Annotated in this window: 17 protein-coding genes; 5 read left to right on the top strand and 12 right to left on the bottom strand. The window is 62.1% G+C overall.

What is annotated here, in order from left to right:
- The first annotated feature begins 93 nt into the window (after window positions 1-93).
- Entirely contained in the window at window positions 94-1,275 is a 1,182-nt protein-coding gene (locus QM609_RS27395; RefSeq protein WP_050656825.1) for an RtcB family protein, read from the top strand.
- A gap of 84 nt (window positions 1,276-1,359) precedes the next feature.
- Here the strand turns inward: QM609_RS27395 and QM609_RS27390 are convergent, their stop codons facing one another.
- The 6 genes from QM609_RS27390 to QM609_RS27365 all read right to left on the bottom strand — a co-directional run bounded on the left by QM609_RS27390 (window position 1,360) and on the right by QM609_RS27365 (window position 7,055).
- A complete protein-coding gene (locus QM609_RS27390) occupies window positions 1,360-1,665 on the bottom strand; it encodes a DUF2469 domain-containing protein (protein WP_003942715.1) in 306 nt (101 codons plus the stop codon).
- A 37-nt stretch (window positions 1,666-1,702) separates the two neighbouring features.
- Window positions 1,703-2,383 carry a ribonuclease HII gene (locus tag QM609_RS27385; protein WP_076948478.1) on the bottom strand — a complete coding sequence of 227 codons (681 nt, stop codon included), beginning with the start codon at window positions 2,381-2,383 and terminating at the stop codon, window positions 1,703-1,705.
- A 50-nt stretch (window positions 2,384-2,433) separates the two neighbouring features.
- The gene (gene lepB / locus QM609_RS27380) at window positions 2,434-3,237 is read right to left on the bottom strand and encodes a signal peptidase I (protein WP_003942787.1); all 804 of its coding nucleotides are present in this window, start codon (window positions 3,235-3,237) and stop codon (window positions 2,434-2,436) included.
- Window positions 3,238-3,292: 55 nt separating this feature from the next.
- Window positions 3,293-3,634 (bottom strand): 50S ribosomal protein L19, encoded by a 342-nt coding sequence (rplS, locus tag QM609_RS27375; RefSeq protein WP_003942791.1) that lies wholly within the window; start codon window positions 3,632-3,634, stop codon window positions 3,293-3,295.
- A gap of 89 nt (window positions 3,635-3,723) precedes the next feature.
- Window positions 3,724-4,611, bottom strand: a complete 888-nt coding sequence (locus QM609_RS27370) for a hypothetical protein (RefSeq protein ID WP_003942742.1) — start codon at window positions 4,609-4,611, stop codon at window positions 3,724-3,726.
- Window positions 4,612-4,715: 104 nt separating this feature from the next.
- Window positions 4,716-7,055 (bottom strand): Tex family protein, encoded by a 2,340-nt coding sequence (locus tag QM609_RS27365; RefSeq protein ID WP_003942690.1) that lies wholly within the window; start codon window positions 7,053-7,055, stop codon window positions 4,716-4,718.
- 75 nt (window positions 7,056-7,130) lie between these two features.
- Between QM609_RS27365 and QM609_RS27360 the strand changes: the two genes are divergently transcribed.
- A complete protein-coding gene (locus tag QM609_RS27360; protein WP_007729299.1) occupies window positions 7,131-8,117 on the top strand; it encodes a serine hydrolase in 987 nt (328 codons plus the stop codon).
- A gap of 26 nt (window positions 8,118-8,143) precedes the next feature.
- Here the strand turns inward: QM609_RS27360 and rffA are convergent, their stop codons facing one another.
- The gene (gene rffA, locus QM609_RS27355) at window positions 8,144-9,286 is read right to left on the bottom strand and encodes a dTDP-4-amino-4,6-dideoxygalactose transaminase (protein ID WP_050656637.1); all 1,143 of its coding nucleotides are present in this window, start codon (window positions 9,284-9,286) and stop codon (window positions 8,144-8,146) included.
- Window positions 9,276-10,262, bottom strand: coding sequence for a glycosyltransferase (locus QM609_RS27350; RefSeq protein WP_003942691.1), 987 nt, complete (start codon window positions 10,260-10,262; stop codon window positions 9,276-9,278). The genes rffA and QM609_RS27350 overlap by 11 nt, the downstream gene beginning before the upstream one ends.
- A gap of 172 nt (window positions 10,263-10,434) precedes the next feature.
- Between QM609_RS27350 and QM609_RS27345 the strand changes: the two genes are divergently transcribed.
- Together QM609_RS27345 and QM609_RS27340 are read left to right on the top strand one after the other, a co-directional pair.
- Window positions 10,435-12,633 carry a hypothetical protein gene (locus tag QM609_RS27345; RefSeq protein ID WP_050656650.1) on the top strand — a complete coding sequence of 733 codons (2,199 nt, stop codon included), beginning with the start codon at window positions 10,435-10,437 and terminating at the stop codon, window positions 12,631-12,633.
- The gene (locus QM609_RS27340) at window positions 12,630-13,076 is read left to right on the top strand and encodes a GtrA family protein (RefSeq protein WP_030535434.1); all 447 of its coding nucleotides are present in this window, start codon (window positions 12,630-12,632) and stop codon (window positions 13,074-13,076) included. Before QM609_RS27345 ends, QM609_RS27340 begins: the two co-directional genes overlap by 4 nt.
- A 4-nt stretch (window positions 13,077-13,080) precedes the next feature.
- On the opposite strand, the gene QM609_RS27335 is transcribed toward QM609_RS27340, so the two are convergent.
- Complete coding sequence (locus QM609_RS27335; RefSeq protein ID WP_042450812.1) at window positions 13,081-13,659, bottom strand: TetR/AcrR family transcriptional regulator; 579 nt, start codon at window positions 13,657-13,659, stop codon at window positions 13,081-13,083.
- Between the two features lie 68 nt (window positions 13,660-13,727).
- On the opposite strand from QM609_RS27335, the gene QM609_RS27330 reads away from it, so the two are divergent.
- Window positions 13,728-14,303 (top strand): dihydrofolate reductase family protein, encoded by a 576-nt coding sequence (locus QM609_RS27330; protein WP_042450814.1) that lies wholly within the window; start codon window positions 13,728-13,730, stop codon window positions 14,301-14,303.
- Here the strand turns inward: QM609_RS27330 and trmD are convergent.
- From trmD to QM609_RS27315, 3 genes are all read right to left on the bottom strand, one after another.
- Window positions 14,300-15,004, bottom strand: coding sequence for a tRNA (guanosine(37)-N1)-methyltransferase TrmD (trmD, locus tag QM609_RS27325; protein WP_003942745.1), 705 nt, complete (start codon window positions 15,002-15,004; stop codon window positions 14,300-14,302). The two genes, QM609_RS27330 and trmD, sit on opposite strands and share 4 nt — an antisense overlap.
- Window positions 15,005-15,013: 9 nt before the next feature.
- Window positions 15,014-15,586: a ribosome maturation factor RimM gene (rimM, locus tag QM609_RS27320; protein WP_050656639.1), complete on the bottom strand. Its 573-nt coding sequence runs from the start codon at window positions 15,584-15,586 to the stop codon at window positions 15,014-15,016.
- Between the two features lie 14 nt (window positions 15,587-15,600).
- Window positions 15,601-15,717: KH domain-containing protein (locus tag QM609_RS27315; RefSeq protein WP_283337621.1), on the bottom strand; the 117-nt coding region annotated here is incomplete at its 5' end.

Raw genomic sequence — 15,717 nt, 5'->3', positions numbered from 1 at the left:
GGGTTGCACACAACCACTGACCGAGCGCATGGTCATTCCTGCACGACACACCGGACCGATGGGTTCGGCTGTGAACTATGTGGGAGAAATCTGATGGAGAAGATCACCAAGAGGTTGTGGAACTGGGCATCGATACTCGACGAAAACACTCGCGAGCAAGCGCTGCGCACGTCCCAGATGCCTTTTGTCCGTCCACATCTGGCATTGATGCCGGATGCGCACCTCGGTGCGGGAGCGACGGTGGGTTCGGTCATTCCGACGGAAGGCGCAATCATGCCCGCCGCCGTCGGAGTCGATATCGGCTGCGGAATGATCGCGGTCAAAACCCAGTTCAACGCACGCGACCTTCAAGGCCGCGACCTGAGCGTACTTCGCCACAGCATCGAACGCTCCGTTCCGCTCTCGGCAGGTGTCTACAACAAGACGCTGAGCGACACGGCGAAAATCCGCATCGCAGAACTCGAGGCAATGGCGGGCGATCGCCTGGCCTTCTACGACAAGTTCAAGAACAACTGGAGGTTTCAGCTCGGAACGCTGGGCTCTGGTAACCACTTCATCGAGGTGACACTCGATGAAAGCGACGGCGTCTGGCTGTTCCTGCACTCGGGAAGCCGCGGTATCGGAAACAAGCTCGCGCAGCATCACATCAAGATCGCCAAGGACTTGTGCGAGCGGTGGTACATCAACCTTCCCGATCCGGATCTTGCCTACCTGGTCGAGAAGACACCCGAATTCGACTCGTACATCACCGATCTCAACTGGGCTCAGCACTTCGCTCTGCTCAACCGCGAAGAGATGATGGACCGCGTCGTGAAGGACTTCGCGCATTTCATGGGAGACGGCAAGCCCGCGATCATCGACGAAGTCGAGCGGATCAACTGCCACCACAACTTCACCCAGAAGGAGTTCCACATGGGCAGGGGTGTGTGGCTGAGCCGTAAGGGTGCGATCAAGGCAGACGAGGGCACGCCCGGGCTCATCCCCGGTTCGATGGGGACGGCGAGTTACGTCGTCGTCGGAAAGGGAAACGTACCGTCGTTCAAGTCCAGCCCCCACGGCGCGGGTCGGGTGTACGGACGTAACCAGGCACGCAAGACCTTCACCATCGAAGATCTCGACAAGGCAATGGTCGGCATCGAATACAAGCGTTCCGCGGCGTTCCTCGACGAGATCCCGGGTGCGTACAAGGACATCGACGTCGTGATGGACGACGCGAAGGACTTGGTCGAGATTCGACACACGCTGCGTCAGATCGTGAACGTCAAGGGCAACTGACCCCGCACAACTCCGCGAAATACGAAGTGCCCCGCCGATATCGGCGGGGCACTTCGTTGTCGAGATCAGTTTGGCAAGCGCAGATCAGTCAGGAAGGCGCAGATCCGGCTTGTCCAGCTCTTCGATGTTGACGTCCTTGAAGGTCACGACGCGTACGTATTTCACGAATCGCGCCGGGCGGTACATGTCCCACACCCAGGCGTCGGACATCCGCAGCTCGAAGTAGATCTCCCCGTCTGAATTGTGGGGCAGCAACTCGACCGTGTTGGCCAGGTAGAAACGTCGTTCGGTCTCCACGACGTAGGAGAACTGTCCGACGATGTCCCGGTATTCACGGTAGAGCGACAGCTCCATCTCGGTTTCGTACTTCTCGAGATCCTCGGCACTCATCGGTTTAGCCAGTCCTCCCAGTTCGTCTGAACGTCCATCATCCCGTACGGCCCGCGCGTTGTTCCAACCGGACTCCCGCAGCCACCACGTTGGCATAGGTCATGCGGTGCTCGGGGCACGGCCCCAGCGCGTCGAGAGCGTCCATGTGCAGTGGCGTGCTGTATCCCTTGTGAATCGCGAAGCCGTATCCCGGATGAGTGTCGTCCATCTCGGTCATCACACGATCTCGGGTCACCTTCGCGAGAACGCTCGCCGCGGCGATGCATGCAGCGGCGCCGTCACCGCCGATGACGGGTAGCGACGGAGCCGTCAGACCCGGAACCCGGAACCCGTCGGTGAGAACGTAGCCCGGTTCGAGATCGAGGCCCGCGACTGCTCGACGCATCCCCTCGATGTTGGCGACGTGGATGCCGATCTGATCGACTTCCGCAGCGGGAACAGAGATGACACTCCACGCCAACGCCAAGCGCTTGATCGCCGGGAAAAGCTCCTCGCGCGCACGTTCGGTCAGCTTCTTCGAATCGTCGAGCCGCGCGAGGGCTGCTTGCGGTTTCGGCGCCAGGACACACGCTGCAATGACAAGTGGACCAGCGCACGCTCCGCGCCCGGCCTCGTCGACGCCGGCCACCGGACCGAGTCCGGTTCGCGCCAACGCAGACTCCATCGTCCGCAGACCTGCCGATCTGCGAATGACAACGCGAGGGGGCCAACTACTCACTGTCTCTGCCTACTCGGAACTACGCGAATCCATGTGTGCGGTCCGACAACTCAGTTGCCCTGAATATCAGGCGCATCGATGCCGCCCATTCGCGACGGGGGAAGGACGATGAAACGAGCTTGACCGATGATGTTGTCGATCGGGACGGTTCCCTGGAACTCGTCGTCGACGTGGTAGCGCGAGTCGGCGGAATTGCTGCGGTTGTCACCCATGACCCACACGTGGCCCTCGGGAACGGTGATCGGCCCGAAGCAGCGGCCCGACTTCAGTTCGGTGTCACACGTCTGTGTTCCCGGGGTGAACGGGAAATCCATCTTGATGTACGGCTCGTCGAGCGGCTTGCCATCGACCAGGACTCGGCCCTGATCGTCACAGCATTCGACGGTCTGGCCGCCGGTAGCGATCACTCGCTTGACCAAGTCGTTCTCGTCCGGCGGAACGAGGCCGACCCACGAACCGACCTCTTGAATGCCGCGGACGACAACGTTGTCGGACCGATTGGACACATATTTCGTGTTCCACGAATCGGGTCCCTTGAAGACGACGACGTCGCCGGGTTCCGGATCGCCGAAGCGGTATCCGATCTTCTCCACCACGATGCGGTCACCGGTACATCCCGCACAGCCGTGCAGTGTCGGTTCCATCGACTCGGATGGGATGAGAAAAACTCTGAAGACAAATGCCTGAAGGACGATGCTGAGTACCAGCGCTACGCCGATCAGAACAGGGAGTTCTCGCAGAAACGATCGCTGTTTCTTCTGCGGCCGATGTGAGGTCGGTTCCGCGGAACCGCTTGATCCCTCGTGATTCTCGGGTCCGGACGACAATGCCTGCTCCTTCGAAGAATCTGCCACAGAAACCAGATTAGCCCGACACCGCGCGTACGCGGTGCCGGGCTCATCGGAAAGATCAGCGCTTTTCCTTGATCTTCGCCTTCTTGCCACGAAGCTCACGGAGGTAGTACAGCTTGGCGCGACGGACGTCACCGCGGGTCAGAACCTCGATGGAGGCCAGCGTGGGGCTGTGAACCGGGAAGGTGCGCTCGACGCCGACGCCGAAGGAGACCTTACGGACGGTGAAGGTCTCGCGAACGCCGCCGCCCTGGCGACGAATAACGACGCCCTTGAAGACCTGCACGCGCTCCTTGGAGCCTTCGATAACCTTGACGTTCACGTTGAGCGTGTCGCCGGGACGGAACTCGGGGATGTCGTCGCGGAGCGACTTTTTGTCCAGGAAGTCCAGGGTGTTCATATGTCATCCTTGTATTTCGCAGGAGCAGAGGAACCGAGCGGCACGCGTTTCGGTCTCCCGAAACGGCGCTCGTCTGGTTCGTGCCCAGATCAAGTGCTGCTGCCTGGTCCAGGCAACCCGTCCATTGTGCCAGACGCGGATACCAGCGGGGAAATCGGTGGCGGCGGAGCTGCGTGGATGGTGTGGTCCAGTTCCTGCTCGGCCGCCGTCATCGCATGTTCGACGCTCGGCGATCCGGCAATCAGATCCTGGACGTAGATCTTGGCCCGGATGACCGGTCGCCGCCACTTCCGCTCACGCTCGAGCGCGCGGTTCATCCGTTTCGGCTTGCGCGTGTACCGCCAGCGAGCCCACGGTGCACCCGGCCGGCTCAGGCGGACCGCTCCGATTACCAGCAACGGGAAAACGAACAGACCGACGAGCCCCGTCCAGATCTTCCCCTTGAGAATCACGATGGCTGCCAAGGCGAAGTTGATCAACGCGACGAAAACGAAGACCAACTTGATCCACGGATCGCGTTCTTCACGGAATCCGGCGACGTCGAGAAGTTCGAGCGGGCGGAAACCCAGCAGCACCAGGCCGGTCACGGCGATCGCGACGAAGACCGCATCCACCGAGGTCCGACCTTGTTCGGACCAGTACACGTCCTTCAGATAGAAGATCAGTGCGAACTCGTCGAGCACCAACGCCGCACCCATACCGAAGATCGCCGCCAGGACGGCACCGGTGGTCTGCGAACCATCGACGTAGACCGCGATCAACGCACCACCGGAGATCATCATGGCGATCACACCGAACACGACGTGATGCACATGCTGGCCTCCGGGCGCGATGTTGCCCGGCCACCATTTCACTTGCGCGCGAATCATACGGACGCTGAGGCGGATGAAAAGGAAGGCGGACAGGAACCCGAGCAGGAAGAACAGCAACGGCAATCGGCCATGGGCGATGATCTCGCGCTCGAGCCACTCCCGCATCACTGTCCTCCCTTCACCGAATTCATGATCCGACCCTGATCGGATTCATACCGCCAACCGACTCGATTGTGACGATACGGACTTCGAAAACCCGGCGGACGGATTTACTTGCCGAAGCCCGCCTTGCGCAGAGCGTCGGCCATCGACCCGGCAGCAGGCGCGCGGTTGTCCGGTCGCTGCTCGCGTCCGCCCTGGCGTCCGCCATTTCCTCGTTGCTGCCCCTGCCCCTGACGCTGGCCCTGCGGCTGGCCCTGACGCTGGGGTTGCCCACCTCGCTGGCCTTCGGACTTGCGGGGCGCTCCCACCTCGTCGTCGAGACGAAGCGTCAGCCCGATGCGTTGGCGTGCCTCGTCCACTTCGAGGACCTTCACCTTGACGACGTCACCTGACTTGACGACCTCGCGTGGGTCCTTGACGAAGTTGTGTGACATCGCCGAGACGTGAACCAGACCGTCCTGATGAACTCCGATGTCGACGAAGGCACCGAAGGCTGCGACGTTGGTGACCACGCCTTCGAGGGTCATGCCGGGCTTGAGATGCGCGACCTTCTCGATACCTGCGGCAAAGGTTGCGGTCTTGAATTCGGGTCGTGGATCTCGTCCCGGCTTCTCCAACTCGGAGATGATGTCGGTGACGGTCGGTAGACCGAATCGCTCGTCGACGTAGTCGGACGCCTTGACCGATCGAAGTGCCTGCGAGTTTCCGATCACGGTGCGCACGTCCCCGCCTGCACTCGCGACGATCTTGCGAACCACCGGATATGCCTCCGGGTGGACGCTCGACGCGTCGAGAGGGTCGTCGCCGTCGGTGATCCGCAGGAAGCCTGCGCACTGCTCGAATGCCTTGGGTCCCAGGCGGGAGACATCCTTGAGACCCTTGCGGGATTTGAACGGACCGTTCTGGTCCCGATGCGCGACGATGCTCTCTGCAAGGGATCCTGCAATTCCGGACACCCGAGCAAGCAGCGGCACGGACGCGGTGTTGACGTCGACGCCGACCGAGTTGACGGCATCCTCGACGACGGCGTCGAGGGAACGCGAGAGCAGCGATTCGGTGATGTCGTGCTGGTACTGACCGACGCCGATGGACTTGGGATCGATCTTGACCAACTCCGCCAACGGATCCTGCAAGCGACGCGCAATGGACACCGCACCGCGAATCGAGACGTCGAGGTCGGGAAGTTCCTGCGACGCGTAGGCCGAAGCCGAGTACACCGATGCGCCTGCCTCGGAGACGACGATCTTGGTCAGGTTGGGCGCGCCGGTCTTCTTGATCAGTTCGGTAGCGAGCGTGTCGGTCTCGCGTGAGGCCGTGCCGTTGCCGATGGCGATCAGTTCGACGCCGTGTTCGGCGACCAGTCCGGCAAGCGTCGCGAGAGCCGCGTCCCACTTGTTCTGCGGCTGGTGCGGGTAAATCGTCTCGTAGGCAACAACTTTGCCGGTTCCGTCGACGACGGCAACCTTCGTTCCGGTGCGGAATCCGGGGTCGAGTCCCATGGTGGGTCGGGCGCCGGCGGGAGCTGCGAGGAGTAGATCCTTGAGGTTGGTGGCGAAGACGTCGACGGCGTCCTTTTCGGCCGACTGCCGCAGACGCATCCGAGTGTCGATACCGAGCGTGACGGCGAACTTCGTCTTCCACGCCCACTTGACGGTGTCGAGAAGCCACCCGTCGGCGGCCCGACCACGGTCGGCGATCTCGAACCGCGACGCGATGCGGCCTTCGTAGACCGTGCGCTCCCCCGGCGCGAGTTCTTCGGTGTCTGCCGCCATGTTGAGCGACAGCACTTCTTCCTTCTCGCCGCGCAGGACGGCGAGGATGCGGTGCGAGGGCAATTTGGAGAACGGTTCCGAGAACTCGAAGTAGTCAGCAAACTTCGAGCCATCGGTTTCCTTGCCCTTGCGGACCGAGGAGACGACCTGGCCGCGATTCCACATCAGCTCACGCAATTCACCGACCAGATCGGCGTCCTCGGCGAAGCGCTCGACGAGGATCGACCGGGCACCGTCGAGTTGCTCGTCCGAATACTGCGCGGGATCGGTGGTGGGATCTCCGATGAGAGCATCGGCGACGGGCTCGTGGCCGGCCTCGCGGGCGATCTGCGCCTTGGTGCGCCGCTTCGGCTTGAAGGGGAGGTAGATGTCCTCCAGCCGCGCTTTCGTCTCGGCCAGCATGATCTGACCGCGCAGTTGATCGTCGAGTTTGCCCTGAGAGTCGATCTCCGTGAGCACGGCGTCACGACGGTCGTCGAGCTCGCGGAGATACCGCAGCCGCTCGTCCAGGAGTCGCAGCTGGGCGTCGTCGAGCGTGCCGGTGACTTCCTTGCGGTACCGGGCGATGAAGGGCACCGTGGCTCCGCCGTCGAGAAGGTCGACTGCTGCTGCAACCTGGCCTTCGCGGACGTCGAGTTCCTCGGCAATGCGCTGGTTCACGGTCTTGAGAATCACGAGATCCGACCCTACCGCTATCCTGAGACAAGAAGATCGGCAACAGTGCCGTGTCAGGGCTACCGGGGGAAACAAATGAGTACGCGGTACGTCCGGATTGCCGCAATGGTGGCCGCAGTTACTTTTGCGGCTTCGTGCAGCGGTGGACAGAACCCGGATGATCCGATGCAGACCCCCGCCTTTCCCGACACCAATGTTCCGGTAGCCGAGACCCTCGACGGCCGTCTGGGACAGGCTCAGGTGGCTGCGCTCGGGCGTGGTGCGGACGTGTCCATCGCCATCCTCGACCGCTCCTCGGACAAGTACCTCGACGTCGCCGGTGACCAGCAGATCGAAACAGCCTCGGTGGCAAAACTTTTCATCGCCGAGGATCTACTTCATCAGGATGCGCGCGGTGAGCGACCCATCACGGACGACGATCGCACCCTCATGGCGGCGATGCTCGAATCCTCCGACGACACCGCAGCCAACCTCCTGTGGGACGAGGTCGGCGGCCAAGAGGTGATCACCCGCGTCGCCGAGCGTTACGCACTGACCGCGACGACGCCGCCCTGGGACGGAATGTGGTGGAACACCGAGACCACGACACGTGACCTGGTCACCTTCTACAGCGGTGTCCTCGACGACTCCGATCAACTCGGACCTGAACGGGTCGAGCAGTTCGTCGAGTACCTGCGGCAATCCACTCCCGAAGGAACCGACGGTTACGACCAGAGATTCGGCCTGCCCGAGGCCTTGTTCGGCGAGCCCGTCATAGGAGTCAAACAGGGCTGGATGTGCTGTGTCGAGGACAAGTGGATCCATCTGTCCACCGGCATCGTCGGTGACGACAACCGATACATCATCGCGATCGGTTCGCGAGAAGACGTCCAGTACACGGATGAGGACAGCTTCTATCCCGACACCTCGTTCACCGATGCCGTCGACGACGAAAGTGCACTGCACGCACGCGACACGGTCACCGGCGTCACGCAGATTCTCTTCCCGAGCGGAAGCATCGACGACTGGGCAGCGGCATCCACGACCGCGGATTCGGCGATGCCCGAAGCTTCCGGGCCCTGATTCGATCCACGCGGTCGTGTTCGTCCTCAAGCCTGCTTGTACTCGAGCACCGAACCGATGACACGGTCCTGTTGTTCGAACGTGAGCATGGGCCACAGCGGCAGTCGAAGGATCGACGCGGAGAACTCGGCACTACGCACGCACGGCTGCGGTGTTCGTCCGTAGCGCACACCGGCCGCACTCGTATCGAGCGGAACGTAGTGGAACGGCGCCACGATTCCGTCACCGGCAAGGTGCCGAATCAAGCCGTCACGGCTCTCTTCGGTCGGCATCTTGAGATAGAACAGGTGCGCAGTGTGCTCGCGATCATCGGGCACCGCCATGGGCACGACACCGTTCGCGGCCGCCCACTCGCCCAGACTCACGCTGTAGGCATCCCAGACGCGATGCCTGGCCGCCTGAATCGCGTCGAACTCGGAGAGTTGTGCGTCGAGGACGGCGGCATTGAGTTCACTGGGCAGATAACTCGACCCGATGTCCTGCCACGAATACTTGTCGACCTGCCCGCGCAGGAAACGCGCACGGTCGGTCCCCTTCTCACGGATGATTTCGGCGCGAGTCATCAACTGATCGTCGGAGAGCAACAGCGCGCCGCCCTCACCGCAGTGAACGTTCTTGGTGTCGTGAAAACTCTGCGTTCCGATAGTTCCGATGGTGCCGAGCGAGCGCCCGCGCCACTTTCCGCCGAGTCCGTGAGCGTTGTCTTCGATCAACGCAACGCCGTGGAGTTCCGCGAGGTCGAGGAGAGGTTCCATGTCCGCGGCGACTCCGCCGTAATGCATGACCAGTACAGCTTTGGTGCGTTCGGTGATCGCCGCCGCGACGCACGCCGGGTCGATGTTGCCGGTACTCGGATCGATGTCGACGAAAACAACAGCGGCCCCGCGCAACGCGACGGCGGTCGCCGCCGAACTGAACGCGAAGCTCGGAACTATTACCTCGTCGCCCGGGCCCAATTCGAGCAGCAGCGCACCCAATTCGAGTGCATGCGTGCACGAGGTGGTCAGCAGAGCATGCGTGGATCCGGTGATCGCCTTGAGCGCTGCAGTCGCGGACTTGGTGAAACGTCCGTCACCGTGAATGTGGTCGGACTCCAGAACCGTTGCCAGATTCGACAATTCGTTCGATGCCCGATAGGGGCGGGAGAAGATGATGCGATCAGTGCTCACGACTACGCCGATCGATCGAGGTTCCGGGCCGCGGGGAGTCGACAGTCAGATACAGCGGCTTTCCGACAAGGACGTGCAGTGCCACACCGAGATATTCGGCAATGAGCCCGAGCGAGAACAGAATCGCACCAGAACAGACCAGCAGCGCCATGATGATCGACGCCCATCCTTCGGGATCATTGTTGTCGCCGGTCATGGCCCCGATGAAGATCACCGCGGCCATGATCACACCGGCCGACGCCAGGGTGACTCCGAGCAGGCTGACCAGCCGCAGACCGCGTGTTCCGCTACACAACACCATCTTCCAGAACAACGAGAACAAACGGCGGTAGTTGTACCCGGATTCTTCGCGGCCTTCGGCTCGAAGTGTCACCGGCGCCGTGGCCGTGTTACCGACAACCCACGTCAGCGCAACGTCCAGATACACGCCGTTGGCCGCGACGCCGGCCAACTGTCGGCCGATGTCACCGCGGATCAGGCGATAACTTTCGAATCTCGTCGAATCAGGGAACGCGAATACCGTCGCCAAGACGATCTTTGCGCCGCGCGAGGTCAGGTTCCGCAAGAATCCGTGCGGGCGTGTGTTCGTGGGTTTGGAATACACGAGATCGGATCGCTCCGTCAGCGCGGTGTCGAGGAAAGCCCCGATGTGCACCGGGTCGTGCTGGCCGTCCTCGTCCATCGTCACGATCCACTGTCCAGTTGCAGCGGCCATGCCGGCGATGGTCGCCGCGTCCTGGCCGTAGTTGCGGCTGAGCCACACGACACGCACCTGCTCGAAACGGCGCTCCAATTCGAGTAACACGACGTCGGAGCGGTCCGGGCCGTTGTCGTGAACCAGCACGATCTCGTCGACGGAGAACTGCGCACCACCGGGCGTCGCACTCGGTGTGCCCAGGCCGTCCAACTCCTCGACGAGCGCCGTGATCGTCTTTTCGCCCTGATAAACGGGCACTACGACGGAAATCGAGTGCACTCGCTTCCACTCCCTTCAGGGGGCTCGACTGGCGCCGAGAGACAGGCACGATCGGGCCCACACCGTCGCGAACTTTAACACGCAGAGATGTCTTGACTTCGGATGCCGGCGGCGCGTGACGCGCTCGCGTCTCCGCACGCCCCACCTGCCCTGTTAAGGTCTGGAACTCGTGGTGGAAACTCGCACTCTCGCCCGGGCAGACGTGTACAAGTGGGGCGCCGTCACGGCGATCGGTGTCATCGCCGGTTATCTGGCCGTGGTGCTCGCGAATGCTCGTCACTTCTACACCGACGACACCGAGTCCCAATACGCGCCGCTGTGGGTCATGCTCGGCCGCAGTCTGCGAGAAGGACACCTCCCGGTGCTCGTCCCCGAGAACTGGATGGCGGGCAACTACGCGATCGAGGAAGCAGGCCTTCTCAATCCACCGCAACTCCTGATCGACCTGATCGCACCGTCCTTCGACAACCTGGCGTTGTACGCGACGATCGTGAAGTTGATCTTCGCGATCATCCTTGCACTCGGCGTCTATCGGATCTGCCTCGAGTACGGCTCGAAGCCCACGTGGGCTGCCGTCGCCGGCGTCTCGATTCCGTTCACCGGTTTCCTGCTGTTCTTCGACTCGGCCAGTTGGATGACTGCCTTCACCGGCACTGCCTGGATGGTTCAGGCGTGGGCGTCGGCAATCCGCTACGCCCGAGGTAAGAGCGGTCCGATCCCGACCTTCGTGTTCTTGTATCTCGCGATGTCGGTCCAATATGTTTTCCCCGCAGTCGAATCCGGCTTGATGATCGGCGCGGTCGCAATCGGCGAAGTTGTCTATCAGCGGCGTTGGCTGCCGTCACTGCGGCTTCTGGCGGTGTCCGCGTGTGCCGCTCTGGCCGGTCTCGCGACGTATCTGCCGAGCCTGCTCACCGCGGACGTCACCTGGCGCGGTGCATCCGAAGTCAAGAACGATGCATTCCTCGCCGTCCCGTGGTCGGAATCGCTGAACGCGAGCCTGCCGAGCACGATGCCCGCGTTCACCTCGTGGTGGGGATACATCCAGACCATGCCCATGGTCTACATCGCCTGGTTCCTCATACCCGCCCTGGCATTCATCGACTGGGGCAAGGCACGCGCCGCGGCACGCGAATTGACCGCCGTCGGGATCTTCACGGTCGCCGTCCTCATGTGGACTGCCGGGCCGAGCACGATCGGCCCACTGCGGTGGCCCGCGCGCGTACTTCCGATGGTGGCCATCGGACTCCTGCTTCTGGTGTGCATCCTGCTCGGGCGTTACGCCACGACCGACAAGTTGCGCGCGCGCTGCGTTGCAGCGGGAATCCTCGTGGGCCTGCTTCTGATTCGGTCAGCCTCGGCAGCTCCCGGGCTCGCGAAATGGCATGTGATCTCGGCCCTGCTCGTTGCCGCACTCGGCGCCGCGATGGTCTGGCTCGGCCGTACCAAGGGCACTGCTTTCGCATGCCTCGTAGCGATCGTCGCGGTCTCCCCCATCGCCTACGCCCAGGTTCGGGCCGCGCAACCAACCCCGATGAGCTGGAACCTGCCCGAATCCCGCTCGGAGATGAAAGAGGCCTTCCCCGACTTCGAAGGCACGACACTGCAACTGGGCGACCGTGCACTCATCGCACCCGGGGACAAAACCCTCGACGGAGCGTACGGTTCCCTGGCTTTCGGCAACTACCCCAAAGACCTCGAACTGACCTACACCAGCGGCTACACCCCCAACGGGCACTTCTACTTCGGTGACCTGCTCTGCATGCGCTGGGACATGAGCGTCTGCCCCGACGCCTTTCGGCGCGCATTCACCGTCGAACCCACCACCGGCCGCACCATCGTCGACCTGATGAACGTGGACCGCGTCGTACTTCAGAACGCTCTCTACCCCGATGCACGCAAGAACCCGGCTCCCGACGGGTGGACATGGGTGGACTACCCCGGTCACGAGAACTACATCTCCGTGCTCGAACGCGTCGACGGCCCCGTCTCGACACGAAACGGCCGCATCGCCGATACCCGTGGCGTCGAAGCTGTTTCGACCGCGGAATCGAACATGTCGAGCACCCTTCGTGTCAGTTCGGAGACCGGCGGCAAGGTTGTGTTCGCACGGCTCGGCTGGCCCGGATATCGGGCGAGCATCGACGGTCAGCCTGTCCCGATCGACGTCGTCGCGAAGTCCTTTGTCACCGTGGACATTCCCGCCGGGACGAAGGACGCAGAGCTTGTCCTGACGTGGCGTCCCCCGGGATGGAAGGTCGGCGGCGCTTCGATGGTCGCCGGAGTCCTCGGACTCGGCGTGCTCGAGTGGATGTATCTGCGGACCCGACGCAAGGACGGGATCAACACCGTGAAAACCGAGTCTTCATGACCGAAGACATCGCATCACCCGAGAACCCCGGCCCACTGCTTCGGGTGGTCAAGCATCAACCCATCGCATTTGCCATTGTCGGAGTGGCTAATACGGCGATCGGATACGTGCTCTTCGTGATCTGGACACTGATCCTCGACAACAAGGATCTGTATCAAGTGGCTGTGATCGGCGCGTACTCCATCAGCGTCCTCATCGCTTTCGTTCTGCATCGGACTCTCGTTTTCCGCGTCCGCGGACATGTGGCACGCGACCTGGGAGCGTTCATCGTCGTCAATTCCGGTGGCCTGGTGCTGAATCTGATACTCGGAACAATCGCGGTGTCGATTCTGCATGCCCCGCCGCTTCCCGCCCAGGCGGTTGTCATGCTGATCGTCGCCGGTGTGAGCTTCTTCGGTCATCGATACTTCTCGTTCCGCCGCAAACCTGCCGAACGACACTGACCTTCTACGATTCGCGGGGTAACGCTCGATCCACCGCCGCCTCGACGATCGTCCGAATATCTTCCTCTCCGAACAGGTCCGGCAATGTGAGTCGATCCAGTGCGAGCCAGTTCAGCGACAAATAGAGCAGGCGAACGGTCATCGCATCACCCGGCACGCCCGACGCCAGATGATTGGCTACGTTCAGATCGAAGTCTTCTCGGATGCGGACGGTCAGCACCGCTCGCAGGTCCGGTCGACGCGTCGCCTCCAGTCGCAACTCCATGAGCGCGAGGAAACCCGTTCCGAACGAGGTGACGCGCTCGACCACGTCGAGCATGAGCGTCACCAGGCGCTCACGATCGGTGCCGTTGACGGGATCGATCATCCCTTCGAGGTCCTCCGGAATCAGTCGCTCGTAGATCCGGCCACCCGCTTGAGTGAGCAGGTCGTCGCGATTGGAGAAGTAGTTCGACGCTGTCCCGTTCGGCACTGCTGCCTGGGCGTCGACGGCTCGAAACGTCAAGCCTCGAGCACCCTCTCGGGCCAACACCTCGATTGCCGCGTCGATCAGGGCAAGCCGGCGTTCCGGGTTCTTTCGCACTTGACATCACTCCTGACACGACCCTAAGTTAAACGACTACAAACATAGTACTACGAACGGAGCGTTATATGCGAAAGCTTGTGTACTACGTGGGAGCTTCCCTCGACGGATACATCGCGGGGCCTGGTGGCGAATTCGATTTCCTCCCGGTCTCCGAACAGATCACGGCCTGGATATGCGATCGATATCCTGAAACCGTGCCAACGCATGTGCGGCCCGCTCTCGGAATCGAGGACGCGCCCAACAGGACCTTCGACACGGTCGTCATGGGCCGCGGCTCCTACGAGCCCGGGCTGGCCGCCGGAGTGAAAAGCCCCTTCGCGCACCTGCGTCAGTTCGTCGTCTCCACAACCATCCCTGACGCCGAGGATCCCCCCGTCACCATCGTTCGCGCCGATCCGCTTGGGGTAGTCAGATCTCTGAAAGAGGAAGAAGGACAAGATATCTGGCTGTGTGGCGGCGGAACTCTCGCCGGCGAACTACTACCGGAGATCGACGAGTTGATCATCAAGAGGTATCCGGTAGTCGCCGGCGCAGGCATACCGATGATCAGAGGTAACTTCGAGCCGACACCGTTCACACCGACTGCAACCGAATCGCTCGACGACGGCGCAAGCATCACCTGGTTGAAGCGAAATACCTAAGGAAGAAGATCCGGTCGACGCTCGGCCGTGCGCTGCAGCGACTGCTCATGGCGCCACGCTTTGATCTTCGCGTGATCACCGGAGAGAAGCACCGGCGGAACTTCGAGGTCGCGCCACACAGCCGGGCGAGTGTAGCTAGGCCCTTCGAGAAGGCCGTCGGAAAACGAATCCTCTTGGTGTGAAAGCTGATTGCCGAGAACGCCGGGCATCAGTCGCACGACAGCCTCGACCATCACCAGCACGGCCGCTTCGCCGCCGATCAGGACGTAATCGCCGATGCTGACTTCTTCGACTCTGACCCGCTTGGCGGCGTCGTCGAAAACCCGTTGATCGATACCTTCGTATCGGCCGCAGGCGAAGACGAGGTGCTTGGCGTTGGACCAGCGGTGCGCGGTCTCCTGGGTGAACGGGACGCCGGCGGGAGTGGGCACCACCAGAATGGTCTCGGCATCATCGGGGCCGGAAGAATCGGAGCGCCCGATCACGTCGTCCAGTGCCGGGCCCCAGACGGTGGGTTTCATGACCATGCCGGGTCCGCCGCCGTACGGGGAATCGTCGACGGCTTTGTGTACGTCATGGGTCCACGACCGCAGATCGTGGACGTCGACCGAGATCAAGCCGCGTTCGATTGCCTTGCCCAGCAAGGCAGCACGAAGCGGTTCGAGATACTCGGGAAAGATGGTGACTACATCGAGACGCATGACAAGCGATCAGTCGCTGTCGGCGTTCGAATTGTCGCTGTTCGACTTGTCACCGAAGTCCGGGTCGAGCAGTCCCTCGGGGGGCTCGATCACCACGACGCCGTCGGCGATCGACACCGAGGTGACGATGGCTGCGACAAACGGGATCAGCAATTCACCGGACGTCTCACCGGCGCGGCGAATCGATAGCAATTCACCTGCGGCGGAATGCAATACCTCGATGACCGAACCGATCTCGGTGCCGTCCGTGAGGACGACCTTCAGTCCTTCGAGTTCGTGATCGTAGAACTCGTCCGGATCATCCGAAGGCTCGAGTTCGGAACTGTCGATGACAAACAGTGTGCCGCGCAACGCATCTGCGTCGCCACGGTCACTGACGCCTTCCAGGCGCAGCAGAAGCCGCCCGGAATGATCCCGGGCGGCTTCCACTGTGTACGACTTCAGTGTGGACTCGCGCGGCTTGCGCCCACGCAGCACGGAACCTACGGCAAAACGATCCTCGGGCTCGTCTGTACGAACCTCGACTACCAATTCACCTTTGATGCCATGCGACTTCGCGACACGACCGACTACGAGTTCCACCTGTTTACTGCCGTCTACTGATCGGTGTCGACGACATCAACACGGATACCGCGGCCACCGATGCCGGAGACCAAGGTCCGCAGAGCGGTCGCAGTGCGACCACCCCGACCGATGACCTTGCCGAGATCGTC

The sequence above is a fragment of the Rhodococcus sp. IEGM 1302 genome (assembly GCF_030056935.1).
GTDB classification, from domain to species: Bacteria; Actinomycetota; Actinomycetes; order Mycobacteriales; family Mycobacteriaceae; genus Rhodococcus_F; species Rhodococcus_F qingshengii.
Note: the sequence above shows the minus strand (reverse complement) of the source record. Positions and strands in the feature narration are given on the sequence as shown.

What these genes read in the sequence shown, in the direction of transcription:
- QM609_RS27340 (WP_030535434.1), top strand. Translation starts at nt 12,630, where the DNA reads ATGACCGAAGACATCGCATCACCCGAGAACCCCGGCCCACTGCTTCGG.
- trmD (WP_003942745.1), bottom strand. Translation starts at nt 15,004, where the DNA reads ATGCGTCTCGATGTAGTCACCATCTTTCCCGAGTATCTCGAACCGCTT.
- QM609_RS27360 (WP_007729299.1), top strand. Translation starts at nt 7,131, where the DNA reads ATGAGTACGCGGTACGTCCGGATTGCCGCAATGGTGGCCGCAGTTACT.
- rplS (WP_003942791.1), bottom strand. Translation starts at nt 3,634, where the DNA reads ATGAACACCCTGGACTTCCTGGACAAAAAGTCGCTCCGCGACGACATC.
- QM609_RS27330 (WP_042450814.1), top strand. Translation starts at nt 13,728, where the DNA reads ATGCGAAAGCTTGTGTACTACGTGGGAGCTTCCCTCGACGGATACATC.
- QM609_RS27395 (WP_050656825.1), top strand. Translation starts at nt 94, where the DNA reads ATGGAGAAGATCACCAAGAGGTTGTGGAACTGGGCATCGATACTCGAC.
- QM609_RS27370 (WP_003942742.1), bottom strand. Translation starts at nt 4,611, where the DNA reads ATGCGGGAGTGGCTCGAGCGCGAGATCATCGCCCATGGCCGATTGCCG.
- QM609_RS27390 (WP_003942715.1), bottom strand. Translation starts at nt 1,665, where the DNA reads ATGAGTGCCGAGGATCTCGAGAAGTACGAAACCGAGATGGAGCTGTCG.